This is a genomic window from Pseudomonas sp. LH1G9, from assembly GCF_002949975.1.
Taxonomy (GTDB): Bacteria; Pseudomonadota; Gammaproteobacteria; order Pseudomonadales; family Pseudomonadaceae; genus Aquipseudomonas; species Aquipseudomonas veronii.
In genome coordinates, this window is the sequence record NZ_CP026880.1 from 341,955 (window position 1) to 367,286 (window position 25,332).

At 62.5% G+C, this 25,332-nt stretch carries 27 protein-coding genes; 23 read left to right on the forward strand and 4 right to left on the reverse strand.

The genetic code is table 11. The annotated features are described in order from the left end of the window. Positions 1–143: 143 nt before the first annotated feature. The 6 genes from C5F70_RS01670 to C5F70_RS01695 all read left to right on the forward strand — a co-directional run bounded on the left by C5F70_RS01670 (position 144) and on the right by C5F70_RS01695 (position 5,584). Positions 144–749: a DUF4823 domain-containing protein gene (locus C5F70_RS01670; protein WP_046382374.1), complete on the forward strand. Its 606-nt coding sequence runs from the start codon at positions 144–146 to the stop codon at positions 747–749. Positions 750–765: 16 nt separating this feature from the next. Beyond that, the gene (locus C5F70_RS01675; RefSeq protein WP_046489303.1) at positions 766–1,326 is read left to right on the forward strand and encodes a DUF1285 domain-containing protein; all 561 of its coding nucleotides are present in this window, start codon (positions 766–768) and stop codon (positions 1,324–1,326) included. A gap of 71 nt (positions 1,327–1,397) precedes the next feature. Beyond that, positions 1,398–2,111, forward strand: coding sequence for a GntR family transcriptional regulator (locus C5F70_RS01680; RefSeq protein WP_046382376.1), 714 nt, complete (start codon positions 1,398–1,400; stop codon positions 2,109–2,111). Further along, positions 2,108–3,139: an ADP-ribosylglycohydrolase family protein gene (locus tag C5F70_RS01685; RefSeq protein ID WP_104902621.1), complete on the forward strand. Its 1,032-nt coding sequence runs from the start codon at positions 2,108–2,110 to the stop codon at positions 3,137–3,139. Before C5F70_RS01680 ends, C5F70_RS01685 begins: the two co-directional genes overlap by 4 nt. Before the next feature lie 68 nt (positions 3,140–3,207). Then, positions 3,208–4,674 carry a cytosine permease gene (locus C5F70_RS01690; protein WP_046489304.1) on the forward strand — a complete coding sequence of 489 codons (1,467 nt, stop codon included), beginning with the start codon at positions 3,208–3,210 and terminating at the stop codon, positions 4,672–4,674. Next, on the forward strand, positions 4,667–5,584 hold the full coding sequence (locus C5F70_RS01695; protein WP_104902622.1) for a PfkB family carbohydrate kinase: 918 nt from the start codon (positions 4,667–4,669) through the stop codon (positions 5,582–5,584). The genes C5F70_RS01690 and C5F70_RS01695 overlap by 8 nt, the downstream gene beginning before the upstream one ends. 69 nt (positions 5,585–5,653) lie before the next feature. Here C5F70_RS01695 and C5F70_RS01700 read toward each other — a convergent pair whose 3' ends face one another. Both C5F70_RS01700 and C5F70_RS01705 read right to left on the reverse strand, forming a co-directional pair. Then, on the reverse strand, positions 5,654–5,998 hold the full coding sequence (locus C5F70_RS01700) for a hypothetical protein (RefSeq protein WP_046382380.1): 345 nt from the start codon (positions 5,996–5,998) through the stop codon (positions 5,654–5,656). An 86-nt stretch (positions 5,999–6,084) separates the two neighbouring features. Next, positions 6,085–7,281, reverse strand: a complete 1,197-nt coding sequence (locus tag C5F70_RS01705; RefSeq protein WP_104902623.1) for an MFS transporter — start codon at positions 7,279–7,281, stop codon at positions 6,085–6,087. A gap of 190 nt (positions 7,282–7,471) precedes the next feature. Between C5F70_RS01705 and C5F70_RS01710 the strand changes: the two genes are divergently transcribed. The 6 genes from C5F70_RS01710 to C5F70_RS01735 all read left to right on the forward strand — a co-directional run bounded on the left by C5F70_RS01710 (position 7,472) and on the right by C5F70_RS01735 (position 13,421). Continuing rightward, on the forward strand, positions 7,472–7,951 hold the full coding sequence (locus tag C5F70_RS01710; protein ID WP_057005494.1) for a GNAT family N-acetyltransferase: 480 nt from the start codon (positions 7,472–7,474) through the stop codon (positions 7,949–7,951). 154 nt (positions 7,952–8,105) lie between these two features. After that, a complete protein-coding gene (locus C5F70_RS01715; RefSeq protein WP_104902624.1) occupies positions 8,106–8,927 on the forward strand; it encodes an SDR family oxidoreductase in 822 nt (273 codons plus the stop codon). A gap of 38 nt (positions 8,928–8,965) precedes the next feature. Next, entirely contained in the window at positions 8,966–9,952 is a 987-nt protein-coding gene (locus C5F70_RS01720; RefSeq protein ID WP_104902625.1) for a substrate-binding domain-containing protein, read from the forward strand. Then, the gene (gene araG, locus C5F70_RS01725; protein ID WP_046489317.1) at positions 9,949–11,451 is read left to right on the forward strand and encodes an L-arabinose ABC transporter ATP-binding protein AraG; all 1,503 of its coding nucleotides are present in this window, start codon (positions 9,949–9,951) and stop codon (positions 11,449–11,451) included. Before C5F70_RS01720 ends, araG begins: the two co-directional genes overlap by 4 nt. Positions 11,452–11,460: 9 nt before the next feature. Continuing rightward, complete coding sequence (gene araH / locus C5F70_RS01730) at positions 11,461–12,429, forward strand: L-arabinose ABC transporter permease AraH (protein WP_046489319.1); 969 nt, start codon at positions 11,461–11,463, stop codon at positions 12,427–12,429. A gap of 188 nt (positions 12,430–12,617) precedes the next feature. Beyond that, a complete protein-coding gene (locus C5F70_RS01735) occupies positions 12,618–13,421 on the forward strand; it encodes an IclR family transcriptional regulator (protein WP_046489321.1) in 804 nt (267 codons plus the stop codon). Here the strand turns inward: C5F70_RS01735 and C5F70_RS01740 are convergent, their stop codons facing one another. After that, positions 13,422–14,474 carry an NAD(P)-dependent alcohol dehydrogenase gene (locus tag C5F70_RS01740; RefSeq protein ID WP_104902626.1) on the reverse strand — a complete coding sequence of 351 codons (1,053 nt, stop codon included), beginning with the start codon at positions 14,472–14,474 and terminating at the stop codon, positions 13,422–13,424. Between the two features lie 181 nt (positions 14,475–14,655). On the opposite strand from C5F70_RS01740, the gene C5F70_RS01745 reads away from it, so the two are divergent. After that, entirely contained in the window at positions 14,656–15,549 is an 894-nt protein-coding gene (locus C5F70_RS01745; RefSeq protein ID WP_017848522.1) for an AraC family transcriptional regulator, read from the forward strand. 180 nt (positions 15,550–15,729) lie between these two features. Here the strand turns inward: C5F70_RS01745 and C5F70_RS01750 are convergent, their stop codons facing one another. After that, positions 15,730–17,394 (reverse strand): electron transfer flavoprotein-ubiquinone oxidoreductase, encoded by a 1,665-nt coding sequence (locus C5F70_RS01750; RefSeq protein WP_017848521.1) that lies wholly within the window; start codon positions 17,392–17,394, stop codon positions 15,730–15,732. A gap of 530 nt (positions 17,395–17,924) precedes the next feature. Between C5F70_RS01750 and C5F70_RS01755 the strand changes: the two genes are divergently transcribed. The 10 genes from C5F70_RS01755 to C5F70_RS01800 all read left to right on the forward strand — a co-directional run bounded on the left by C5F70_RS01755 (position 17,925) and on the right by C5F70_RS01800 (position 25,320). After that, on the forward strand, positions 17,925–18,674 hold the full coding sequence (locus tag C5F70_RS01755) for an electron transfer flavoprotein subunit beta/FixA family protein (protein ID WP_017848520.1): 750 nt from the start codon (positions 17,925–17,927) through the stop codon (positions 18,672–18,674). A 2-nt stretch (positions 18,675–18,676) separates the two neighbouring features. Continuing rightward, on the forward strand, positions 18,677–19,606 hold the full coding sequence (locus C5F70_RS01760) for an electron transfer flavoprotein subunit alpha/FixB family protein (RefSeq protein ID WP_017848519.1): 930 nt from the start codon (positions 18,677–18,679) through the stop codon (positions 19,604–19,606). Positions 19,607–19,673: 67 nt separating this feature from the next. Further along, entirely contained in the window at positions 19,674–20,492 is an 819-nt protein-coding gene (locus C5F70_RS01765) for an ABC transporter substrate-binding protein (RefSeq protein WP_104902627.1), read from the forward strand. 9 nt (positions 20,493–20,501) lie between these two features. Continuing rightward, positions 20,502–20,864 carry a DUF4398 domain-containing protein gene (locus tag C5F70_RS01770; protein ID WP_046382390.1) on the forward strand — a complete coding sequence of 121 codons (363 nt, stop codon included), beginning with the start codon at positions 20,502–20,504 and terminating at the stop codon, positions 20,862–20,864. Beyond that, complete coding sequence (locus C5F70_RS01775) at positions 20,861–21,676, forward strand: OmpA family protein (protein WP_046489324.1); 816 nt, start codon at positions 20,861–20,863, stop codon at positions 21,674–21,676. Before C5F70_RS01770 ends, C5F70_RS01775 begins: the two co-directional genes overlap by 4 nt. Before the next feature lie 205 nt (positions 21,677–21,881). After that, positions 21,882–23,321: a PLP-dependent aminotransferase family protein gene (locus C5F70_RS01780; protein WP_017848515.1), complete on the forward strand. Its 1,440-nt coding sequence runs from the start codon at positions 21,882–21,884 to the stop codon at positions 23,319–23,321. Between the two features lie 104 nt (positions 23,322–23,425). Beyond that, complete coding sequence (locus C5F70_RS01785; protein ID WP_104902628.1) at positions 23,426–23,917, forward strand: translation initiation factor 2; 492 nt, start codon at positions 23,426–23,428, stop codon at positions 23,915–23,917. Positions 23,918–24,079: 162 nt separating this feature from the next. Next, positions 24,080–24,334 (forward strand): YkgJ family cysteine cluster protein, encoded by a 255-nt coding sequence (locus C5F70_RS01790; RefSeq protein WP_017848513.1) that lies wholly within the window; start codon positions 24,080–24,082, stop codon positions 24,332–24,334. Between the two features lie 40 nt (positions 24,335–24,374). Further along, positions 24,375–24,980 carry an START domain-containing protein gene (locus C5F70_RS01795; protein ID WP_104902629.1) on the forward strand — a complete coding sequence of 202 codons (606 nt, stop codon included), beginning with the start codon at positions 24,375–24,377 and terminating at the stop codon, positions 24,978–24,980. A 103-nt stretch (positions 24,981–25,083) separates the two neighbouring features. Beyond that, on the forward strand, positions 25,084–25,320 hold the full coding sequence (locus C5F70_RS01800; RefSeq protein ID WP_046382393.1) for a hypothetical protein: 237 nt from the start codon (positions 25,084–25,086) through the stop codon (positions 25,318–25,320). The last annotated feature ends 12 nt before the right edge of the window (positions 25,321–25,332 follow it).

Genomic DNA, 25,332 nt, shown 5'->3' on the forward strand with positions numbered 1-25,332 from the left:
CTTGCCCCCGATTGCAATGTGTCAGTCCCAGATAATCTGACAGACTCGCCGCAATCGGGAGCAAGCCCCCTCCCCAAATGGCGCGGATTCTGCATCTCATGCCCATTCGCCGGTTTTCCGTCACCGGCTTCTGGAGGATTAGGATGCGTAGTCTGGTTTTGTTGCTGGCGTCGTTGACGCTGAGTGGTTGCATGACCGTCAGCGATATGGCCGAAGGCACCCGTTATCAGATGAGCGACGCCGGGTTGCTGGACCACAGCGACACCCGGCGCTCCGCGTCGATTCGCGTGCAGCCGGACTCCTTTGTCTTCATCGCCCAGGGCGCCTTCGTGCCGCCCGGCAGCGCCTATCCGCGCCCGAACGTGGTCGCCGAAGAAGCCTTCAACGGCTTCGTCGAATACTTCCCCATGGTGCGCCGCGCCCGCCAGCCCGAAAGCCTCGAACAAGCCATGGCCGAAGCCCGTGCGGCCGGCGCTCACTACTTGCTGTACTGCCGCTTCGCCAAGGCGGATGACCGCATCGGCAACGCCGATGAGTGGACCGATCAGCAGGCCCTCGACCGTGTCGGCCTGGACAGCGGCGTTATCCAGATCATGTTGATCGAGACCAGCACCCAGTATTTGATTGATACTGCACGGATTCGCAGTCGTGGCGGTTTACTGACGTTCCACGACAATACGCCCCAAGATCTGATCGCCCGCCCGCTGGCGCAGTACGCCCGAGGCCTGCTGGGCATGAGCGATCAGTAAGCCAGAGGAGAAGCCCATGACCGATTCCGCCAAGGCCAATGATCTATTGGCCCAACTGCCCAAGGGCAAGGGGCCGGCGCCGGTGCATCTGTGGAACCCGGACTTCTGCGGCAACATCGACATGCACATTGCCCGCGACGGCACTTGGTATTACCAGGGCACGCCGATCGGGCGCAAGCCGATGGTCAAGTTGTTCTCCAACATCATCCGCCGCGATGGCGATGAGTACTTTCTGGTCACCCCCGTGGAAAAGGTCGGCATCACCGTCGAGGATGCGCCGTTTGTCGCGGTCACCCTCGAAGTCGAAGGGCAGGGCGAAAGCCAGCGGCTGCGCTTCACCACGCAAGTCGACGAGCAGGTCGAGGCCGATCTTGAACACCCGCTGCGGGTGGTGATCGACCCCGACACCGAGGAGCCTTCGCCCTATCTGCGCGTGCGCGCCAACCTCGAAGCCCTGGTGCATCGCAATGTGTTCTACCAATTGGTCGAGCTGGCGGTGAGCCGTCCGATCGACGGTCAGAACTGGCTCGGCGTGTGGAGCGGCGGGACGTTCTTCCCGATTGGCCTGGAGCCCTGAGAAGGTTTTTTTTCCTCTCCCTGAAATAATTCGCTTGCTGTAAACGGCTGCTTTCGGTTATCAATTTGTACATGATTAGACATGTCCGATTCGATAAGAAAAAACGCGTCGTCGACGAACTCATCCGCCGTATCGAAGGTGGGGTGATGGCCGATGGTTTCCTGCTGCCGGGTGAGCATCAACTGGCCGAAGAGTTTGCGGTCAGTCGCGGCACGCTGCGCGAAGCCCTGGCCGAGCTCAAGCGCCGCAACTACATCGCCACCCAGGGCGGCGTCGGCTCCATCGTCACCTATGACGGCATGGTGCTCGACCAACGCAATGGCTGGGCCCAGGCCCTGGCCGACACCGGCGCCCTGGTCAGCACCGACATCCTGCGCTTCGAAGCCGTGACCCGCCCGGACCTGTTCAGCCGCTTCGGCAGCGACCAATTCATCGCCCTCGACCGTCGCCGCCGCGCCGCCGATGGCCGCGCCGTGTCTTTGGAGCGCTCGCTGATGCCGGCCTCCGGAGGCCTGGAAGGCTTGCCCCGGGTCGGGTTGATCGACAACTCCCTGACCATCACCCTGGCCGCCTACGGTTACGTCGGCGCCGAAGGCGATCAATGGATCGGCGCCGAGCCTCTGACCGATGAAGACGCCGAGCTGCTCGAGCGCCCGGTGGGCACGGTGTTTCTCAAGGCGTCGCGCACCACTTACGACCGGCGCGAACGCTTCATGGAATACGTGGAGAGTCTGCTCGACCCGCTGCATTTTCGTCTGCACTTGCAGTTTGGCGCGACGAAATGAGCGCGCACAATCGTGCCCTCGGCGCCTTCTATGGTCTGGCGTTGGGCGATGCCCTGGGCATGCCCACCCAGTCTTTGAGCCGCGAGCAGGTCCGGGCGCGCTTCGGTGCCATCACCGGCCTGGAAGATGCCGACGCCGACCAACCCATCGCACCGAACATGCCCGCCGGCTCCATCACCGATGACACCGAGCAGGCGATCCTCGTCGGCGAGTTGCTGGTGGAAGGCCAGGGCACGATCGAGCCGAGCGTACTTGCGCGACGCCTGATCGACTGGGAAGCGCGAATGCGCGCCAAAGGCTCCCAGGACCTGCTGGGCCCGTCGACCAAGCGCGCCATCGACATGATCCTCGCCGGGCATACGCCTGAAGAGTCCGGGCGCTACGGCACCACCAACGGTGCGGCGATGCGTATCGCGCCGGTGGGGATTGCCGCCGATGTCAGCGACCCCGCGCCGTTCATCCGTGCGGTGATCCAGGCGTGCCAGGTGACCCACAACACCAGCCTGGGCATCTCCAGCGCCGCGGCAGTGGCGGCAGTGGTCTCGGCCGGGATCAACGGCGCGGACCTGGGCGCAGCGCTGAACATCGGCAGCCAGATCGCCCAGCAGGCCGAACGCCATGGACACTGGGTGGCCGGCGGCCGTATTGCCACGCGCATCGGTTGGGCGCGGACCTTGAGCGTCGCCAGTGGCGACAAGGCGCTGTTCGCCGACCTGCTCTATGAATTGATTGGTACCTCGGTCGCTTCCCAGGAATCGGTGGTGGTGTCGTTCGCCCTCGCGCAGCAAGTGGCGGTGGGCGAGATGAACGCCTTCGAGGCCTTGTGCGTGGCCGCCAGCCTGGGCGGCGACACCGACACCATCGCCGCGATCCTCGGCGCGATGCTGGGCGCGTGCCTGGGGATGCAATGCTGGCCGGCGGCGATGATCGAACAGGTCCAGCGGGTCAACGGGCTGGCGTTGCAGCCGTTGGTTGAAGGCCTGCTCAGCTTGCGCCAGGCGCCACCGGCCAGCGCGCTCGCGCACTGACCGAGTCAACATTGCGATTTGCGAATTTGCCACAACCCTAACAATACTGGCACCAGGAGCACCCGCACATGAGTACGTCCACTTCCGGCCCAAGCGCCGGGCGCTTGGAAACGCGCGGCATCGAACCGGTCCCCGAAGGCGAGTGCCACGGCCATCCGCTGCAACTGTTCTGGGTGTGGTTCGCCGCGAACATCAGCATCCTGGGGTTGCCGCTGGGCGCCACCCTGGTTGCGTTTCGCGGCCTGGCCATCTGGCAGGCGGTCATCGTCGCCATCCTCGGTGCCGCCGGCTCCTTCGCGGTGGTGGGCATTATCTCGATCGCCGGGCGGCGCGGGCGGGCGCCGAGCCTGACGCTGTCCCGCGCCATCTTCGGCGTGCGCGGCAATATCGGGCCGACGTTGGTGTCGCTGATGTCGCGGCTCGGTTGGGAGACCGTCAACACCACCACCGCTGCGTTCGTGCTGCTGTCGTTGTGTACGCTGCTGTTCCACACCCCGGTCGCGGCGAAAAGTGCGCCGCTGCTGACGCTGCTGTTCATCGCCATTTTCGTACTGCTGACCCTGGCCGTTTCCGGCCTGGGCCATGCGACTTTGCTGGTGATCCAGAAGTGGGCGACCTACGTGTTCGGCGCCTTGAATCTCCTGGTCGGCGGCTTCCTCTGCGCCACCATCGACTGGAGCGCGGTGTTCAACGCCACCCCGGCGCCCTTGAGCGCGATGCTCATCGGCATCGGCACCATGGCCGCCGGCACCGGGATCGGCTGGGCCAACGCCGGCGCCGACATGTCGCGCTACCAACACCGCAGCGTCACGGCCGTGCGCCTGGTGGCGTCTGCCGCGTTTGGCGCGGGCATTCCACTGGTGCTGCTGATCACCCTCGGCGGCCTGCTGTCGGTGGGCAACAACGACCTGGCGGCGGCGACCGACCCGATCGTCGCGATCCGCGACATGCTGCCCACCTGGATGGCCGTGCCGTACCTGATCACCGCGTTTGGCGGGCTGTTGCTGTCGAATAACCTGTCGGTGTATTCGGCCGGCCTCACTACCTTGACCCTCGGTTTGAAGGTCAAGCGCGTGTACGCGGTGATCGTCGATATCGTGGCGATCTTCGCCGGTTCGATCTACTTCATGCTGATCGCCGACAGTTTCTACGGCCCGTTCATCACCTTCATCTCGTTGCTGGCGGTGCCGATCACCGCATGGGTGGGGATCTTCGTGGTCGACCTGATTCACCGTCATTACTACAGCCCCGACGACCTGCTGAACGTCAGCCCAAGCAGCGCCTACTGGTATCGCGGCGGCGTGGAATGGCGCGCGTTGGGGGCGTGGGCCGTGGCGATCGGGCTGGGGTTCAGTTTCACTACCATCGGCACCACCGCCGACAACATCTGGTTCGCCGGGCCGTTGTCCGATTCCTGGCTGGGCCACAACGGCCTGGGCTGGATCGTGACTTTCGTGGTGGCCGGCGGGATATATGCATTGCTCGGCGGCGCGGCTGACCGGCGTCCGGCATTGGTCGAGCGTGCCAATGCCTAGGTTGCTGCACACCGGCCAGGTCATCGTCGACCTAGTCATGGCCCTCGATCAATTGCCGGCGAGCGGCGGCGACGTGCTGGCGCAATCGGCCCGTTTCGAAGCCGGCGGCGGTTTTAATGTGATGGCAGCGGCGCGGCGCAACGGCTTGCCGGTGGTCTATCTGGGGCGCCACGGCAGCGGCCGTTTCGGCGACCTGGCCCGTGCGGCGATGCACGCCGAAGGCATCGACATCGCGCTGCCCGCCAGCGCCGGCAAGGACACCGGCCTGTGCGTGGCGCTGACCGAAGCCAGCAGCGAGCGCACCTTCATCTCCCATCTGGGCGCCGAGGGCGAGCTGAGCGCCGAGGACTTGGCCAACGTCGCGCCACGTGCCGATGACTACGTGTACGTGAGTGGCTACAGCCTGCTTCTCGACGGCAAGGCCCAGGCGCTGATCGACTGGCTACTGGCGCTGCCACGGGCGATTACGGTGGTGTTCGACCCGGGCCCGCTGGTCCAGGCGCCCGACTCGGCGTTGATGCGCGCGCTGCTGCCGCGTATCGACATCTGGACCAGCAACGGCCCGGAAGTCCTGGCGTTCACCGGCGCGGCGGATATGGCCGAGGCGCTGATCAAGCTCAACCGGTATCTGCCCGCCGACACACTGCGGGTGGTGCGCGATGGGCCGAACGGTTGCTGGGTCGGGCGGGCGAATGCGCTTGAGCCTGTGCCCGGCTTCAAGGTGCAGGCGGTCGACAGCAATGGCGCCGGAGACGCCCACGCCGGCGTGTTCATCGCCGGTTTGGCCAATGGTTTGATACCGCTCGACGCGGCGCGCCGTGCCAATGCGGCGGCGGCCCTGGCGGTGACGCGCTGGGGGCCGGCGACGGCTCCCGGCGCCGCGGAAGTCGACGCATTCCTCGCTGGATAAGCCCCGCATAGGCGCTAGGGCTTGCCCTGACTCATAGGCTGGCGCCGACTAACCCGCTATTTCGATGCTTCACGGCGCAGGCTGTTTCGGTGCGCCAGGGATGTTCGAGTCGTCGCCCTTGTTGATACCGGGCTGATTGACCCCCGGGCCCATCTTGCCGTTACCGACGGCGGCGGGTGTCTGGCGCTGGGTGTCGTTGCCTCGGGTGCGCGGGTCGGCGCCGTTGTCGATGATCGCGCCACCATTGGTGTCGAGGCCGGTGCCCATCGAGTCCTGGGATTCCTGGGTCGCCGGGCTCGGCGGGGTGCCGACCGGATCGGTCTTGCCGGTGGACGAGGACGCGGCCAAAGCGCTCAGCGACGCAGCGGACAGCAGCGCCGTGAAGGCGAGGGCAGCACACTTGGAATGCTTCATGAGGGTGTCTCCATTAGGGTTAATGTCCTTACCCTTTATTGGTCAGCCCTCATGTGGGGTTCGTGCCTGGATGCCGACGAGCGGTATCAGGACACCTGTAAGGTTTTGTGCGCCGCGAACTGGCGCGCTATCAGGCGTGCCACGGTGATCATCCAGTTCAGTGCAGCGATGGCCAGTACGCCCATCATCAATGTCGACAGGCCGTAGTCGACGATGATCCTGCCCGCCAGCCAGGGAAACCCGAAGACGCCGACAAAATACGCCAGGCTGAACAGCAGCAACGCCTGGGACGTCGTGCCGGACGGCGCTTCGTGGGCGACCAGCCCATTGATCACCGAGTACGTCAGGCCGTAACCCACCCCCAGCGTGGCAGCCGCCAGCAGGTAGCTGAGGTTACCGCTCACACCAAAAGCAAACAGTGCAATCGAGCCGAGCATGATCCCGGACAACACACAGGCGGCCCGGTAGGCATCACGCTTGACCACGAAGCCGGCGATCAACAGACGGCTGGTGATCGCGGCGCTCAGGAACCCCGCGAAGAACAGCGAATAATCCAAACCATGCGCGGCCGCGTAGCTGGTCTGGAACGATGAAAGCCCGCCAAACACGCAACCGCCCAGGCCGACCATGAGGATGGCGAACGCCGCCCTGGACGACAGCACCCGGCGGCTGGCAGCCAGGGAAATCCTCGACGTCGGTGCATTCGCATGGTGCTTGAGTTGTGCGCCCAGTCGCCAGAACATCAGCACCCCAACGAGGCTGGCCGTCCCAGCGATATAGAAGGCGGTCGTCAGGGGCAGGTCCAGCGCACTGGTGGCTCGTCCGAGCAAGGGCCCGGAACCGATCCCGCTCAACATGCTGCCCGACAGCAGCGCAAAATACTTGGCCCGCTGCCTGGGCTCGACCAGTAAGGTCACGATGATCGGGCCCAGCGTGTAGAACACGCCCCAACCCAAGCCGAGGGCCAGCCCGAACAGCATCAAGCCTTGGCCAAACCCCGGTGTCAGGGCAAAACCGAGGCAGGCCACCACCAGCAACACGCCCATTCCCGCAATCGCCCGTGCCGCGCCCAATGCATCGGCCAAATGCCCGGAGAGCACTACCGCGACGAAGGTACTGAGCATCGCCGTGGAAATCACACTGCCGGCGTCATGCTCATTCCCACCGCGCGAGTGAATCAGCAACGACAGCAGAAACGTCGAGCCGTAGGACAAGGACAACAGGAAGCTGGCAAGGCAAAACAGGGCGAATAGTTTTCCGCCCACCGGAGGTGTGGAGTTCATGAGCACGCCTTGGAATCGTTGGAGTTATGGCCACGTTCTACCATGCGTGTCAGGGCGGATTGTTCTGTGGTTGCTGGTGCTTGCTTTAGCCCGCAACGGAGTAAGGTGGCTTGGCGATCCCGAAATTGCACTGCAATCTGTCATCAAACCGTCTTAGTATGTGGCCTTTGAATTTGCCCAAGGCGCGCCCATGACCATCGAGATTCGCCCCGCCGTGCCCAGCGATGCTGCGCAGATCCTGACTTTCATCACCGAGTTGGCCGAGTTTGAAAAAGCCCGTCATGAAGTGATCGCCAGTGTGGCGGATATCGAGCGCAGCCTGTTCAGCGAGGGCGCCACCGCCCATGGGCTGATCTGCCTGCGCGACGGTTTGCCCATCGGCTTCGCGGTGTTCTTTTTCAGCTATTCCACCTGGCTGGGCAGCAACTGTCTGTACCTCGAAGACCTCTACATCAACCCCGAGCAACGCGGTGGCGGGGCCGGCAAGAAGTTGCTGCGCCACCTGGCGAAGATCGCCTGCGACAACGGTTGCGGGCGATTCGAATGGAGCGTGCTGGATTGGAACGAACCGGCGATTGCCTTCTACAAATCCATCGGCGCCCAGCCCCAGGAAGAGTGGGTGCGCTACCGCATGGAGGGCGATGCGCTGCGGGATTTCGCCCAGGGCTGATCAAGTACCCGGTGAAAACCGGCGTCCCGACGCCGGTTTTTTTATATGTGTTCTCACTATATGGGATGTAAATTTATATATTGAGATATTTCAAGGTCTGGGTTTATAGTCGGCTGCATCAGCACTCACTACCAAAAATAAAACAGGTGAAGCGATGCAGGCACAACCTCTGTCACTCCCCGCCGTGCCCGAACCGACTTATGGCGAGCGGCTCAAGCACAAGGTGGTGATCGTCACCGGCGCGGCCCAAGGCATTGGCGAGGCGATCGTGGCCTGCTTCCAGGCGCAGCAGGCACGTTTGGTGATCGCCGATATCCAGGGCGAAAAGGTCGAGCAAGTCGCCGCCCACTGGCGCGAACGCGGCGCCGAGATCTACGCGCAACCGGTCGACATCACGTCCCAGGCGCAATGGCAGGCGCTGGTCAACCTGGCCATCGAGCGCTTCGGCCGTGTCGATGTGCTGGTCAACTGCGCCGGGGTCAACGTGTTCCGCGACCCGTTGCAGATGACCGACGAAGACTGGCGGCGCTGCTTCGCCATCGACCTCGACGGCGCCTGGTATGGCTGCCGCACGGTGTTGCCGCACATGATCGAGCAGGGCATCGGCAACATCATCAACATCGCCTCGACCCATTCCAGCCACATCATTCCCGGCTGTTTTCCCTACCCCGTCGCCAAACACGGCCTGCTCGGCCTGACCCGCGCCCTCGGCATCGAATACGCGCCCAAGGGCATCCGCGTAAATGCCATCGCCCCGGGTTATATCGAAACCCAACTCAACGTCGACTACTGGAACACTTTCCCCGACCCCCACGCCGAGCGCCAGCGCGCGCTCGACCTGCACCCGCCCAAGCGCATCGGCCAGCCTGTGGAGGTGGCGATGAGCGCGCTGTTTCTGGCCACCGATGAGGCGCCCTTTATCAACGCCACCTGCCTGATGATCGATGGCGGACGGTCGGTGATGTACCACGACTAGAACTTGTCACTCTCCAATAACAACAAGAGGTGCCGTTCATGAAAAAAACACTCCGCGTACTCGCCGCCGCCATTGCGTTAAGCGGCTTCAGCAGCCTGGCCGTTGCCGAAGAAGTGAAGATCGGCTTTTTGGTCAAACAAGCCGAAGAACCCTGGTTCCAGACCGAATGGGCCTTCGCCGAAAAAGCCGGCAAGGAACATGGTTTCACTGTGATCAAGATCGCCGTGCCCGACGGCGAGAAGACCCTCTCGGCCATCGACAGCCTGGCCGCCAACGGCGCCAAGGGTTTTGTGATCTGCCCGCCGGACGTGTCCCTCGGCCCGGCCATTGTCGCCAAGGCCAAGGTCAACGGCTTGAAAGTCATGGCCGTGGATGATCGCTTCGTCGACGCCAAGGGCAATTTCATGGAAGACGTGCCGTACCTGGGCATGGCCGCGTTCGAAGTCGGCCAGAAGCAAGGCGCGGCGATGGCCGCCGAGGCGAAGAAACGTGGTTGGGATTGGAAGGATACCTACGCGGTGATCAACACCTTCAACGAACTCGACACCGGTAAAAAACGCACCGACGGTTCGATCAAATCCCTCGAAGAAGCCGGCATCCCCAAAGACCATATCCTCACCGCCGCGCTCAAGACCCTCGACGTGCCCGGCAGCATGGACGCCACCAACTCGGCGCTGGTCAAGCTGCCCAGCGGCGCGAAAAACCTGATCATCGGCGGCATGAACGACAACACCGTGCTCGGCGGCGTGCGCGCCACCGAAAGCGCCGGCTTCAAAGCCGCCAACGTGATCGGCATCGGCATCAACGGCACCGACGCCATTGGCGAGTTGAAGAAAGCCAACAGCGGCTTCTTCGGTTCGATGCTGCCCAGCCCGCACATCGAGGGCTACAACACCGCGCTGATGATGTACGAGTGGGTCACCACCGGTAAGGAACCGCCGAAGTACACCGCGATGGACGAAGTGACGCTGATCACCCGCGCCAACTTCCAGGAAGAACTGACCAAGATCGGGCTGTGGAAATGACCGCAGCGGCACTGCGCTTTGACGGCATCGGCAAAACCTTCCCCGGGGTCAAGGCGCTGGACAGCATCAGTTTCACCGCCCACCCGGGGCAGGTCCACGCGTTGATGGGTGAGAACGGCGCGGGCAAGTCGACGCTGCTGAAGATCCTCGGCGGCGCCTACATCCCGAGCAGCGGCAGCGTGCAGATCGGCGCGCAGACCATGGCCTTCAAATGCGCGGCCGACAGCATTGCCAGCGGCGTCGCGGTGATCCACCAGGAGCTGCATCTGGTGCCGGAAATGAGCGTCGCCGAGAACCTGTTCCTCGGGCATTTGCCGGCGCGTTTCGGCGTGGTCAACCGCAGCCAACTGCGCCAGCGGGCGCTGGCGTGCCTCAAGGGCCTGGCCGATGAAATCGACCCGCAGGAAAAGCTTGGGCGCCTGTCCCTGGGCCAGCGCCAACTGGTGGAAATCGCCAAGGCGCTGTCGCGTGGCGCGCATGTGATTGCCTTCGATGAACCGACCAGCAGCCTGTCGGCCCGTGAGATCGACCGGCTGATGGCGATCATCACGCGCCTGCGCGACGAGGGCAAAGTGGTGCTGTACGTGTCCCATCGCATGGAAGAAGTGTTCCGCATCTGCGACGCGGTCACGGTGTTCAAGGACGGCCGCTACGTGCGTACCTTCGACGACATGCGTGCGCTGAGTCACGACCAGTTGGTCACCTGCATGGTCGGTCGCGATATCCAGGACATTTACGACTATCGGCCGCGCGAGCACGGCGAGGTGGCGCTCAAGGTCGACGGTTTGCTCGGCCCGGGCTTGCGCGAACCGGTCAGCTTTGAGGTGCGCAAGGGCGAGATCCTCGGCCTGTTCGGCTTGGTCGGCGCCGGGCGCACCGAGTTGTTTCGCCTGCTCAGCGGCTTGCAGCGCGCCACGGCGGGGCAGTTGGAATTGTGCGGGCAAGCGCTGCAATTGCGCTCGCCGCGCGACGCCATCGCCGCTGGCGTGCTGCTGTGCCCGGAGGACCGCAAGAAGGAGGGCATCATCCCGCTGGGCAGTGTGGCCGAGAACATCAACATCAGCGCACGCGGCGCCCATTCCCGGTTCGGCTGGCTGCTGCGCGAGGGCTGGGAGCAGGGCAACGCCGAGCAGCAAATCCGCGGGATGAAGGTCAAGACGCCGAGCGCCGCGCAGAAAATCATGTACCTGTCCGGCGGCAATCAGCAGAAGGCCATTCTCGGCCGCTGGCTGTCGATGCCGATGAAGGTGCTGCTGCTGGACGAGCCGACGCGGGGCATCGACATCGGCGCCAAGTCGGAGATCTACCAGATCATCCATGACCTGGCGGCGAGCGGCATCGCGGTGATTGTGGTGTCCAGCGACTTGATGGAGGTGATGGGGGTTTCCGATCGCATTCTGGTGCTGTGTGAAGGCGCTTTGCGCGGCGAACAACGGCGCGAACACGCCACTGAATCCAACTTGCTGCAACTGGCCTTGCCGCGTGGCCTGGCGAACTGAGAGACGACTATGACGACCCAACACAACGCGTTGCCGACGGCACGCAAACCCGTGGACCTGCGCGCGCTGCTCGACAACTGGGCGATGCTGCTCGCGGCGCTGGCGATTTTCCTGCTGTGTGCCTTGCTGATCGACAACTTCCTCTCGCCGCTGAACATGCGCGGGCTGGGCCTGGCGATTTCCACCGTGGGCATCGCCGCCTGCACCATGCTGTTCTGCCTGGCGTCGGGGCACTTCGACTTGTCGGTGGGTTCGGTGATCGCCTGCGCCGGGGTGGTGGCCGCGATTGTGATGCGCGACACCGACAGCGTCATGCTGGGCATCGGCGCGGCGCTGCTGATGGGCCTGATCGTCGGGCTGATCAACGGCATCGTCATCGCCAAGCTGCGGGTCAATGCGCTGATCACCACCTTGGCGACCATGCAGATCGTGCGCGGCCTGGCCTATATCTTTGCCGACGGCAAGGCGGTAGGAGTGTCCCAGGATCAGTTCTTCGTGTTCGGCAACGGCCAGTTATTGGGCGTGCCGGTGCCGATCCTGATCACCATCGTCTGCTTTGTGTTCTTCGGCTGGCTGCTCAACTACACCACCTACGGGCGCAACACCATGGCCATCGGCGGCAACCCGGAAGCCGCGCTGTTGGCCGGGGTCAACGTGGACCGCACGAAGATCCTGATCTTTGCCGTGCATGGCCTGATCGGTGCGTTGGCCGGGGTGATCCTCGCGTCACGCATGACCTCGGGCCAGCCGATGATCGGCCAGGGCTTCGAGCTGACGGTGATTTCCGCTTGCGTGCTGGGCGGGGTGTCGCTCAGCGGCGGCATCGGCATGATCCGCCATGTGATCGCCGGGGTGCTGATCCTGGCGATCATCGAGAATGCGATGAACCTGAAGAACATTGACACCTTCTACCAGTACGTGATCCGCGGCTCGATCCTGCTGCTGGCGGTGGTGATCGATCGCATGAAACAACGCTGAATTCATGCCATGTGAAGATCTAAGTGTGGGAGGGGGCTTGCCCCCGATGGCGGTCTATCAGTAACAGATGTGCAGACTGGCACACCGCTATCGAGGGCAAGCCCCCTCCCACATTTGGATCTCAACTGTATTGAGGTTCGGTATTTGCCATAATGCCGCTCGTTTTCGTACCACCACATAGGCCCGATATGCAGGAAACCGCCCACACCCCCGTCAAAGACGCCGCCCCCACTGGCACCCAGACCTTGCTGCGTGGCTTGGGCGTGGTGCAGGCGGTGGCGGCCGGTGCGCGGGATCTGAAAGAGATCGCCCGGCGCATCGGCACCACCCGCAGCACCACGCACCGCCTGGCCAGTTGCCTGGTGGAGGAGCGCTACCTGCGCGTGGTGCCGCAAGTCGGTTACCTGCTGGGGCCGAAGCTGATCGAGCTGGGGTTTCAGGCGCGCGAAGAGTTGCCGTTGGTGACCCTGGCGGTGCCGTACCTGGATGAGTTGTCGGCGCTGACCGGTGACACCATCCACCTGGCGATTCGCGAAGACGACGACGTGCTCTACCTGCACAAGAACCCCGGGCGCAACGGTCCGGAAATGCGCTCGCGGGTCGGCCATCGCATGCCGCTGGCGCGGACCGGCATCGGCAAGGCGCTGCTGTTGGATGACAGCGTCGAAGAGTGGCAGCGCCTGTACGAAGTCAGCCAGCCGGCGGCAGGGAAACACCTGCAGTGGCCGCAACACCCCGAGCAATCGTGGGCGCAGTTCGAGCAGCGCATGCATGAGTATGTGCTGGGCGGGTATGCGTTCGACCTGGAAGACAACGAACCGTCGATCCGCTGCGTGGCGGCACCGGTGCGCGATGCCAGCCGGCGAATCGTCGCCGGCATCAGCATCGCCAGTACCGTGCCCTACATGCCGCTGGAGAAAATGGCCGAGCTGATTCCTGTGATCAAACAGGTTGCGGCGCGGCTGTCCGCGGAGTTGGGCGCGAAGGCCTGATCAGGCCTTCAAGGTCGCCATGTCGATGACAAAGCGGTACTTCACATCGCCGGCGATCATGCGCGTGAACGCCTCGTTGATCTGACGGATGTCGAGCATTTCGATGTCGCAGGTGATGCCATGCTCGGCGCAGAAATCCAGGACTTCCTGGGTTTCGGCGATGCCGCCGATCAGCGAACCGGCGAGCATTTTACGCCCCAGCACCAGCTTGGCGGCGTTGACGGGCGGGTCCACCGGCTCGATCAGGCCAACGAGGATATGCACGCCGTCAAAGCGCAGCACATCGAGGTAGGGGTTCAGGTCGTGCTGCACCGGGATGGTGTCCAGCAGGAAGTCGAAGTGCCCGGCGGCGGCGTGCATTTGCGCGGCGTCGGTGGACACGATCACATGATCCGCGCCCTGGCGGCGGCCTTCCTCGGCCTTGCTCGCGGAGCGGGTGAACAGCGTGACTTCGGCGCCCATCGCCTTGGCGAACTTGATGCCCATATGGCCCAGGCCGCCCATGCCGAGAATCCCGACTTTATCGCCGGCCTTCACACCGTAGTGCTTGAGTGGCGAGTAGGTGGTGATGCCGGCGCAGAGGAGCGGTGCGGCGCTGGCCAGGTCGAGCTTGGCCGGGATCTTCACCACAAAGTGTTCGCTGACCACGATGCTGTCGGAGTAGCCGCCCATGGTGTTGCTGCCGTCCACACGGTCCGGGGTGGCGTAGGTCATGGTCGGGCCTTCGAGGCAGTATTGCTCTAGGTCCGCTTGGCAGGCGTCGCAATGGCGGCACGAGTCGACCATGCAGCCGACGCCGACCAGGTCACCGACTTTATGCGCGGTGACGCTGGCGCCGACGGCGGTGACTTTGCCGACAATCTCATGGCCCGGCATCAGCGGGTACACGGCGATGCCCCATTCGTTGCGGGCCTGGTGGATGTCAGAGTGGCAGACGCCGCAGTACAGAATTTCGATCGCCACGTCATCGACGCGCGGGCTGCGGCGTTCAAACGACATGGGGGCGAGGGGAGTGGTGGCCGACTGGGCGGCATAACCGATAGCGGTGTACATGAGTGAACCTCGCAGAAGCAGTGACAAGTGAGGTGGGCCATTTTCCGCGCCGACCCCGGAGGCGGCCATGGCGATTGCTCCGAGTCTCATGCCTATTCGTCCGGCAGTACGCCTGGTTTGGATGCACGGCGCGCCAGACCTGCGATGATGCTCTCATCCCTTATTCGCGAAGTTTTTTGCCATGTTGTTGACCCGCCATCTCGACGCCAACGCCACCCTGGTTTCCTTGATCGAGCGGCTGACGCCCTGCGACGGTTTCTCCCCGACCCACCTGCCGGGCGTGCAGGTGCTGCGCGCCAGTTGCGACGTCGCACGCGGGCCGCAGATCTATGAGCCGAGCCTGATGTTCGTCGCCCAGGGCAGCAAAGTCGCGTACCTGGGCCCGCGTACCCTGGAGTACGGCGCGGGGCACTACCTGATCCAGGCGATGCCGGTGCCGTTCGAGTGCGAGACGTTCGCCCTGGCGCCCGACGCACCGCTGCTGGGGGTGACGGTGGGCATTGACCGGGTGGTGCTGGGCGAATTGGTGATGGCCATGGGCATGCAGGCCGGGCCGCCGCCGACGGCGCAGACTTTGGAGTCGATGAGTTCGGTGGTGCTGGATGACGCCATGCGCGGTTGCGTCGAGCGCCTGTTGCAATGCCTGCACGATCCGTTGGAAAGCCGGATCATGGGCCCGGCGCGTGTGCGCGAATTACTCTTCACCGCCTTGCGCGGGCCCCAGGCCGATGTGTTGCGGGCGTTGGTGGAACAGCAGGGGCAGTTCTCGCGGATCGCCACCTCGTTGAATCACCTGCATGCTCATTACGCCGAGCCGCTGAATATCGAGACGTTGGCAGGTTACGCGCACATGAGTGCGTCGACCTTTCATGAACACTTCAAGCGCTGCACCTTGTTGTCGCCGGTGCAGTATCTGAAGCGTTTGCGTTTGCTCAAGGCGCAGCAGTTGTTGCTGGTGGAAGGCATGGGCGTGGCACAGGCGGCGCATCGGGTGGGGTATCAGAGTACGTCGCAGTTCAGCCGCGAATATAAGCGCTATTTCGAACGCAACCCGGGCGAAGAGCGCGCTGCCTGATTCTCCCTGGCTCAACGGGATTAAAAATGTGGGAGGGGGCTTGCCCCCGATGACGGTGGGTCAGCCATCGATGTGCTGACTGTTCCACCGCTATCGGGGGCAAGCCCCCTCCCACATTGAGTTGATGCCAGCCACAAAAAAGGCTCCCGATCTGGGAGCCTCCTGGGTCATGCAACCCTTTTACATATTCGGGTAAGTCGGCCCACCCGCGCCTTCCGGCGTGACCCAGGTGATGTTCTGCGAAGGGTCTTTGATGTCACAGGTCTTGCAGTGTACGCAGTTCTGGGCGTTGATCTGGAAGCGCTTCTCGCCGTCTTCCTTGGTCACCACTTCATACACACCGGCCGGGCAGTAGCGCTGCGCCGGTTCATCGTAGAGCGGCAGGTTGGTGCCGATCGGGATGCTCGGGTCTTTGAGTTTCAAGTGGCACGGCTGTTCTTCTTCGTGGTTGGTGCCGGAGATGAACACCGAGCTCAGTTTGTCGAAGCTCAGCTTGCCGTCGGGCTTGGGGTAGTCGATCTTCTGGCAGTCCTTGGCCAGCTTGAGGCAGGCGTAGTCCGGCTTGGTGTCGTGCAGGGTGAACGGCATCTTGCCGCCGAGGATGTTCTGGTCGAACCAGTTGAAGCCGGCACCGATGATCGGGCCGAACTTGTGCATCGCCGGGCCGAAGTTACGGGTGGCGAACAGCTCTTCGTAGAGCCAGCTGGCTTTGAACGCGTCGACGTAGTTGGTCAGCTCGTCGCCGCCTTCGGCGTCGGCCAACAGGCGCTCGGCCACGGCGTCGGCGGCGAGCATGCCGGACTTCATCGCGGTGTGGCTGCCTTTGATCTTGGCCACGTTCATGGTGCCCAGGTCACAGCCGATCAATGCGCCGCCCTTGAACACCATCTTCGGCAACGAGTTGATGCCGCCCTTGGCCAGCGCGCGCGCGCCGTAGCTGACGCGCTTGCCACCTTCCAGATACTGGGCCAGCACCGGGTGATGCTTGAGGCGCTGGAACTCATCGAACGGCGACAGGAAAGTGTTGCTGTAGGACAGGTCGACGATCAGGCCGACCACCACCTGGTTGTTTTCCAGGTGATAGAGGAACGAGCCACCGGTGTTCTCGTTGCTCATGATGTCCAGCGGCCAACCGGCGGTGTGGACCACCAGGCCGGGTTGATGCTTGGCTGGGTCGATTTCCCAGATTTCCTTCAGGCCGATGCCGTAGTGCTGGGCGTCGGCGTCGCTGTCCAGCTTGAAGCGCTGGATCAGTTGCTTGCCGATATGGCCACGGCAGCCTTCGGCGAACAGCGTGTACTTGCCGCGCAGTTCCATGCCGGGGGTGTAGACGCCTTCCTTCGGCTTGCCTTCGCGGTCGACGCCGAGGTCGCCGGTGATGATCCCGCGCACCACGCCGTTTTCGTCGAACAGCGCTTCCTGCGCGGCGAAGCCTGGGTAGACTTCCACGCCGAGGTTCTCGGCCTGCTGGGCCAGCCAGCGGCACAGGTTGCCCAGGGAGATAATGTAGTTGCCTTCGTTGTGCATGGTCTTGGGCACAAAGAAGTCAGGCACCTTGGTCGAGGTGTCGGCGCTGCGCAGCACATAGATGTCATCGCGCACCACCGGGGTGTTGAGCGGAGCGCCGAGTTCTTTCCAGTCCGGGAACAGTTCGTTCAGGGCGCGTGGTTCGAACACGGCACCGGAAAGGATATGTGCGCCGACCTCGGAGCCTTTCTCGACCACGCAGACGCTGATTTCCTTACCGGCTTCGGCGGCCTTCTGCTTCAGTCGGCAGGCGGCAGACAGGCCCGCCGGGCCAGCGCCGACGATGACCACGTCGAATTCCATGTATTCGCGTTCCACAGGCTATCTCCTACTCAGGCTCACAGGCTTTTTTTCTAATGGGTGGAGGTTGGGTGTCGTAAGCGTCATCGCTGCGTTCACTGGGCAGGCGGATGACCACCTTTCTCTCTAGGTGGCGCATTATATCTACACCACTCTCAGCGTCCAATACAAACGTTTGTTTGAATTGCTTGGAAGCTAGGTAAATCAAAGCAACGGGGCTTATGACTGGCCATTTTGCCGTATTGACCAGAATAGGCGTTCCGGTCAAGATACGGTCGGTTTTGCGCTCGCCGTAGGCTGACTGTAGGTTTCAAGAGCACCTTTAAAGACAGGCGAAGGCGAAAAAGAGTGACGCGTGCCCAATGCTGGCGCGCAGTTTACACGTCGCGATCATGAATGACCTCCCAGTCACCACTGACGAACGGTCATCACTCTCCATCGCTGCGTCACTTGCCGAAGGTTTTGAAGGTGCCCTTGTGTGCCGATGAGCATCAACCGCCAGGTTCGCCTAGGCGACTTTCTTTTCACCGGAGAGTAACGAGGAATCCATGAAGGTTCTTGTAGCTGTCAAACGCGTTGTCGATTACAACGTGAAAGTTCGCGTCAAGGCGGACAATTCCGGCGTCGACCTCGCTAACGTCAAGATGTCGATGAACCCTTTCTGCGAAATCGCCGTGGAAGAAGCCGTGCGCCTGAAAGAGAAAGGCGTGGCGACTGAAATCGTCGTGGTTACCATCGGCCCGACCACTGCTCAAGAGCAGCTGCGTACCGCCCTGGCCCTGGGCGCCGATCGCGCCATCCTGGTCGAGTCCGCTGAAGAACTGACCTCCCTGGCCGTGGCCAAGTTGCTCAAAGCCGTTGTCGACAAGGAACAGCCATCGCTGGTGATCCTCGGCAAACAGGCCATCGACAGCGACAACAACCAGACTGGCCAGATGCTGGCTGCACTGACCGGTTACGGCCAGGGCACCTTCGCCTCGAAAGTCGAAGTGAGCGGCGACAGCGTTGCCGTGACCCGCGAAATCGACGGCGGCGCGCAGACGGTTTCGTTGAAACTGCCGGCCATCGTCACCACCGACCTGCGTTTGAACGAGCCGCGCTACGCGTCTCTGCCAAACATCATGAAAGCCAAGAAGAAGCCTCTCGAAGTGCTGACTCCGGATGCTTTGGGCGTTTCCACCGCCTCTACCAACAAGACCGTCAAAGTCGAAGCGCCGGCTGCACGCAGCGCGGGCATCAAGGTCAAGTCGGTGGCTGAACTGGTCGAGAAACTGAAAAACGAAGCGAAGGTAATCTAATCATGACTATCTTGGTAATCGCTGAACACGACAACAAGGTACTGGCTCCGGCCACCCTGAACACCGTGGCCGCCGCGGCGAAAATCGGTGGTGACATCCACGTGCTGGTTGCAGGTCAGGGCGCTGGCGCCGTGGCTGAAGCCGCGGCGAAAGTCGCTGGCGTGAGCAAAGTACTGCTGGCCGACAACGCCGCTTACGCTCACCAACTGCCGGAAAACGTCGCGCCTCTGGTCGCCGAGCTGGGTGCTGGCTACAGCCACATCCTGGCCGCTGCCACCTCCAACGGCAAAAACATCCTGCCGCGGGTTGCCGCGCAACTGGACGTTGACCAGATCTCCGAGATCATCTCGGTCGAAAGCGCCGACACCTTCAAGCGTCCGATCTACGCCGGCAACGCCATTGCCACCGTGCAATCGACCGCCGCGGTCAAGGTCATCACCGTGCGCGCCACCGGTTTCGACCCGGTTGCCGCCGAAGGCGGTTCGGCCGCCGTTGAAGCCGTCTCCGCGGCCCACGACGCGGGTATTTCCAGCTTCGTCGGCGAAGAGCTGGCCAAGTCGGATCGTCCTGAGCTGACCGCTGCCAAGATCGTCGTTTCCGGCGGGCGTGGCATGCAGAACGGCGACAACTTCAAGCACCTGTACGCCCTGGCCGACAAGCTGGGCGCTGCCGTCGGCGCTTCCCGCGCTGCGGTCGACGCAGGTTTCGTGCCCAACGACATGCAGGTCGGCCAGACCGGCAAGATCGTTGCGCCACAGCTGTACATCGCCGTCGGTATCTCCGGCGCGATCCAGCATTTGGCCGGCATGAAAGACTCCAAGGTGATCGTGGCGATCAACAAGGACGAAGAAGCACCGATCTTCCAGGTGGCTGATTACGGCCTGGTGGCGGACTTGTTCGAAGCCGTACCTGAATTGGAGAAGCTGGTCTAATCCAGTCGCTTCACTTATAAAGAGCCCGGTCTTTTGACCGGGCTTTTTATTATCGGAGCACCTTGCCATGGAATTGCGCCCCTGGGCCACACTGCTGGGTTTCACACTGTTGCTACCGACCCTGTCGATGGCGGCCGGCAAATGCGAGCGCCTGGTGGCTACCGGCAGCCCGGACGCTCCGCCTTTGCTCTGGCGCGATCCACAGGACCCCACGCACTTGATCGGCGCCACCGCCGACATGTTGCAGCAAGTGGCCCAGGACCTCGGGCTGAAAATCGACCTGCTCTATGGCGGCAAGCGTTCCCAGGCCTTGGATGAAGTGCGCAGCGGGCGCATGGATCTGCTGGCCGATGCGCCGTTGAATATCGGCGAGCTGGAAACCCTCGACTACCTCCACCCGGCGCTGGTGCAGATCGACTATCTGGTCTGGACCCGCAAGGACTCGGCGCTGGCCTATGCCACGGCCGCCGACCTGCACGGCCATCAGGGCGCGGTGTCGGAACGGGCGCGGTTGAGCCACGACTTTGAAACCTTCGCCGCCCAGCAATTGACCCTGCAACGCCTGCCCACCTTGACTCCAGCGTTTCAGAAACTGCTGCTGGGGGAAGTGGACTACGTACTCGCCGGGCGTTACTCCGGCATGGCCATGGCCGAGACCCTGGGCATGAGCAATGACCTGTTCGCCCGCGACGTGCCCGTCGATCAGCCTGGCCTGTACCTGGCGATTTCCCACAACTCCGCGTGCAATGACCCCTGGCTGCGCGGACAGCTGGCGAAAAAGATGACAGAATTGTCCGGGTCTGGTGTGGCGCAAGCTGCGCTGCAGCGCAATCTGGAGCGCTGGAAAGCGCAATTGCAACAACCCGTCGGCACCCCAACAAAGTAGGGATTTTCAGTGATTTTTCGACCTTTTTTAGCGGCCCTCGCCGTCGTTGCTCTGGCGGGATGTGCAGCCGATCCTGCGCCGAATGAACAAATACGCCTCACCCAGCAAGCGTTGGAACAAGCCAACGCCGTGGGTGCCAACTCCGATGAATCGTCCGAACTGAAACTGGCTGAAGGTAAATTCGCCCAGGCTCAGGCTGATATGGCCGACCAGTCCTACAAGAACGCGCGCATGCGGGCCGAACAGGCCGAGCTGGATGCGCGTCTCGCCGAAGCCCAAGTGTTGACCCGCAAGAGCCAGGAACAACTGAACGTGCTCAATACCCGTATCACCCGCCTGCGCAAGCAATTGCAGCTGGGAGAAGCCCAATGAGCCCGATGATCCGTGGTTTGAGTTGCGTCGTGCTGCTGGGCAGCGCGGCCCTGGGCGGTTGCGCCAGCCACCCGAATGGCGAGCAGGCCCTGCAACAGGCGGGTAGCGACTTCCAGAAGGTCAAGGAAGACGCCAACGTGCTGCGCTTCGCGCCCAAGGACGTGATCCGCGCCGGAGAGTCCCTGGCCCGTGCCGATCGCTTGTCCAGCTATTGGGGCAGCGGTGCCGACGTGGTGCATTACGCCTACCTCAGCCAGCGCTACAGCGCGATCGCCCGCGAACACACCGAGCAGGCGCTCAATCAGGAACGTGGTGCCAAACTCGAACTGGAACGCCAGCGCCTGCAACTGGCCCTGCGCGAGAGCAAGCTGGTCAGCGTGCAACAGCAGGGCAAATGGCTCGAGGAACAGATCGCCAGCCTGGCCACCACCCAGACCGATCGCGGCCTGGTGATGACCCTGGGCGACGTGTTGTTCGACACCGGTGAAGCCGAACTGAAAAACTCGGCCAACCGCACCGTGCTGAAAATCGTCCAGTTCCTGCAACTGAACCCAAAGCGCATCGTGCGTATCGAGGGTTACACCGACAGCACCGGCGGCGAGCAGGAAAACCTCCAACTGTCCCGCGACCGCGCGCAATCGGTGGCGGATGTGCTGGTGGACCTGGGGATCGACGAAAAGCGCATCCAGGTCGAAGGCTATGGCGACCAGTACCCGGTGGAGGCCAATGCTTCCGAGCGCGGCCGTGCGCAGAACCGCCGGGTAGAGATCGTGTTCTCCGACGCGAAGGGCCAGTTGGGCGCCGCCCGCTAGGAGCCTGGCGCAAGCAAAATATGGGAGGGGGGCCCCCTCCCACATTTTTTTCGGGGGGGCCCGAAACGCCTCAGGCCACCCTTACAGTTTTTTCTATCACTGCCGCTCGCGCTCGACTATTGTGGCAACTGTCCCCGTACACTTCTAAACTGTGCCGGTATGTTTCACACAAAAATAAAATAGCCGTGAAATCGAGTGCTGCGTCATGACCAATCTGTTGCTTTACCAACGTATCGCCCAGCAACTGGCTGAGGATATCCGGCGCGGTGTCTATCAACCGGGTGAGCGCGTGCCTTCGGTGCGCAAGATGAGCTCCCAGCTCAACGTCAGCCATGCCACGGTGTTGCAGGCCTACGCCAACCTGGAAGATCAGGGCTTGATTCGCGCGCGGCCGCAGTCCGGGTATTACGTACACCAGACACCGGCGCTGACGGCGCCGACGCCGGATATCGCCCGGGTCGAGCGCCCGGGGTTGGTGACGCGCAGCAGCATCATTCAGCAAGTGTTGGTGGAGTCGCGTCGCGAAGGCGTATTCCCGCTGGGCGCGGCCGTGCCGAGTGTGGATTACTTGCCGGTACGCGCACTGCACCAGCAGTTGGCCAAGGTCACGCGCTTCCAGAGCCCGCGGGCGTTCAGCTACATGTTCAGCCCCGGCTTCGAGCCGTTGCGCCGCCAGGTGGCGATCCGCATGCGCGATGCCGGCGTGGTGGTGGACCCGTCCGAAGTGGTGATCACCCACGGCTGCGTCGATGCCCTGCAGATGTCGTTACGGGTGCTGACGCGGCCGGGCGACCTGATCGCCGCCGAGTCGCCGACCTATTACGGCTTGCTGCAATTGGCGGATCTGCTGGGCCTCAAGGTCATCGAAATCCCCAGCGACCCCGCCACCGGCATGAGCCTGGAAGCCCTGCAATTGGCCGCTAACCAGTGGTCGATCAAAGCCCTGGTGCTGACCACGCGCCTGAGCAATCCGTTGGGCGGCACCATGCCCGAGGAGCGGCAGAAACACTTGCTGCGCCTGGCCTCGGATTTCGATATCCAGATCGTCGAAGACGATATCTACGGCGAACTGATGTTCGAACTGGGGCGCACCAAAGCCCTGAAAGCCTACGATCGCCTCGACCGCGTGATTTATTGCTCGAGCTTTTCCAAAACCCTGTCACCCGGCGTGCGTATCGGCTGGATGATCGCCGGCAAGTATCAGCAGGAAATCCAGCGTTTGCAGATGTTCAGCACCCATTCGGCGTGCAGCGTCACCCAGATGGGCGTCGCCGCGTACCTGGAGAACGGCGGTTACGATCGGCACCTGCGTTACATCCGCCAGGAGTACCGTAAGAACCTCAGCGCGTTCCAACTGGCGGTTCAGCAGTATTTTCCCGAAGGCACCCAGATGACCCGTCCGACCGGCGGTTTTATCCTGTGGGTCAGTTTGCCGGGGCGGGTCAATACCCAGGAACTGCACGTGCGTGCATTGCAGCAGGGCATCAGCATCGCACCGGGGTTGATCTTCAGTAATACGGAACAGTTCAACCACTGTATTCGTCTTAACTGCGGCACGCCGTGGAATCGCGAGGCAGAGCGGGCGCTGATGACTTTGGGGATGCTCGCCAGTCAGTTATGCCTGGAGACAGCGGCCGGCTTGTGAGGCTCGCCAAGTAGCCAGTTCTGATAGCTGGCCAATCACCGCGCTTGTCATGCTGCCTTCAACAAGCGAGCATATGGCCTTCTGCCGTTAATGCTGTTGGCAATATGACTTCTATTTTTCGCGCTGTTTTAGTGATTAGCCTGCTCAGCCTGAGTCACGTCGGCGTCACGCTGGCGGCGACGCCTGTGGCGGACCCCGCACCGACCGCGATTACCGAGCACACAACCCCCGCAAAAAAACCGACCCCGGCGAAAAAAGCCCCGGCGACCAACAAAAAAAACGCATCGGCAAAAAAACGCGCGCCGGTTGCGAGCACGTCCAAGTCCGCCCACGAAGTGGCCCAGACCCACTTGCCACCGGCACAGTTGGATTTGTCCCTGCCCTCCGACATGGTCAGGCACCTGCAGCCCATCGGCAGTATGCCGGCGCCGAAAAACGTACCGTTGTTGCCGCCGATGTTTGGTGAAAAGCCGACTGACAACAGTGCATTCCAGATCAACGGTCGCCTGCTCAGCAATGAGATGAAGCTGCAACTGCGCAACGAAGAACGGCGTGACGTGGAAGGCGCGGCGCTGGATTTCGAATTCAAGCAATAAACTTTTCCGGCGAAGGTGACGTCGACACTCAACCATCTGTCGCAGACTGGTCAGTCACTTTTATTTTCTGCGAAAAACCCCTGTTAGACCATTTTAAAACGGCTGTTTAAGGGCGTACTCTAGCCCGGCCGTCCCTATTGAGCCGTCGAGGACCTGTTGCTCATGAAATGCCGTGAAGGCTGTGGCGCTTGCTGCATCGCCCCCTCCATCAGTTCACCGCTGCCGGGAATGCCCCACGGCAAACCCGCGGGCGAACGCTGCCTGCACCTGTCGGTCGAACAGTTATGCCTGCTGTTCGGGCAACCGGAACGGCCGGCGGTGTGCAGTGATTTCAAGGCGGATATCGAGGTCTGCGGCACCGACCAGGCCGATGCGATCAGGTTGATCGGCTGGTGGGAGCAGATGACGGCGGCTTGATGGCTTTACTATCGGAACTTCAACAATAAGGAATACAACAATGGTTTCGCTGAAACGAATGGCTGTGTTGTGCGGTTTTACGGTGTTGTTTGCTGCCACTGCTCAGGCTGAGGATTGGCAAGTCGCCAAGGATGAAGACGGGATCAAGGTGTCGCTGAGCGAAGTCGCCGGTTCCAAGTACAAGGCGTATCGCGGTGTGACAGTGATCAAGGCCCCCGTGGCCAAGATCGAGGCCTTGCAGGAAGATGCGGTCGGTGCCTGCGCCTGGATTCATGACTGCAAGTCGCAAAAACTGCTCAAGCAGGAGGGCGTCAAGAGCTGGACCTACACCCAATTCAAGGCCCCGTTCCCAGTGACCGACCGCGATTCGATCCTGGAAATCACTACGGCCAAGGCCGCCGACGGCAGCGTGACCCGCACCCTGCTGGAAGTGCCGACCTATCAGCCGGAAGTGAAGGGTTATGTGCGCGTGGCCCAGGTCGACGGCTTCTGGAAACTGGTGCCTAAAGGTGCCAACGAAACCGAAGTGACCTACCAGGTACACACCGAGCCAGGCGGCAGCGTGCCTTCGTGGTTGGCCAACAAGTTCGTGGTGGACGCCCCGTTCAACACCTTGAAAGCCCTCAGGGAACGCGCCGAGAAGTAAGCGCGGCAGACCCGGTGCCTGCGACCTTGAGTGGAACGTTTAGCGAGCCCTCAAGGTCCAGATAGAGGTAAGCCCACACGCGGGCTTTATCGAGGAGGCACCGATGCAAAAGTGGCAGATTACCTTCGTTGATGATCACGGTGTGCAGTCCGTGGAGCAGTTCACCTGCGAGCGCAAGCCCAGCCTCGAAGATGCGGCACACTTGATTCGCGACAAGCTGGTGCCGGTGGCCGCCGAACTGGACCTCAATGACCTGGAAGGCCGTAAACCCGAACCGACGGTCAAGATCCTCAAAGACCAGAACAGTATCCAGATCCTCGACATCTCTCCCGTCGTCTGAACATTCCCTGTC